The sequence below is a fragment of the Paraburkholderia sp. 31.1 genome, assembly GCF_014397645.1.
GTDB classification, from domain to species: Bacteria; Pseudomonadota; Gammaproteobacteria; order Burkholderiales; family Burkholderiaceae; genus Paraburkholderia; species Paraburkholderia tuberum.
This window is the reverse complement of the sequence record NZ_VZQN01000199.1, coordinates 1-606: the sequence shown is the minus strand read 5'-3', so window position 1 is coordinate 606 and position 606 is coordinate 1. Positions and strand designations below refer to the sequence as shown.

At 60.7% G+C, this 606-nt stretch carries 1 protein-coding gene; it reads right to left on the bottom strand.

From position 1 onward, the window contains the following. Positions 1 to 520: IS5 family transposase (locus F6X37_RS35990; RefSeq protein WP_187614693.1), on the bottom strand; the 520-nt coding region annotated here is incomplete at its 3' end. Between the last annotated feature and the right edge of the window lie 86 nt (positions 521 to 606).

Below are 606 nucleotides of genomic sequence, written 5' to 3'. Positions count from 1 at the left end.
ATTCGTTTCCCTTCTTCGTCTGATGCATCTCCGGGTCGCGGCTCTTCCCGGCGTTCTTGGTCGACGGTGGCGCTTCGATGATCGTCGCGTCGACCAGCGTACCTTCCTTCATCATCAGCCCGCGCTCGCACAGCGAGATGCCGATCTCGTCGAACAACTTGCGCGTCAGATCATGCTCGACCAGCAGGCGACGGAACTTCAGCAAGGTGGTCGCATCCGGCACATTCTCGACCGCCAGGTCGATACCGGCGAAGGCGCGCAGCGCGATGCTGTCATACAACGCATCTTCCAGACCTTCGTCCGACAGACCGTACCACTGCTGCAGAAAGTAGATGCGCAGCATACGCTCCAGGCCGATCGGCGGCCGACCTCGCCCGCCCTTCGGGTAGTGCGGCTCGATCGCCGCCAGCAAGCGCGGCCAAGGCACGACGCGCTCCATTTCGGCCAGAAAGCGCTGGCGTCTCGTCACACGTTTCTTGCCCGCACTTTCCGCTTCCGCAAAGCTGATCTGCCGCTTCATCGTCGATCGTCCGTCCCGTGAATTTCTTCTACAACGCCCTCGACCACATCTGCGATGACGGTCGCACCAAATAAATCAGTGTTTCC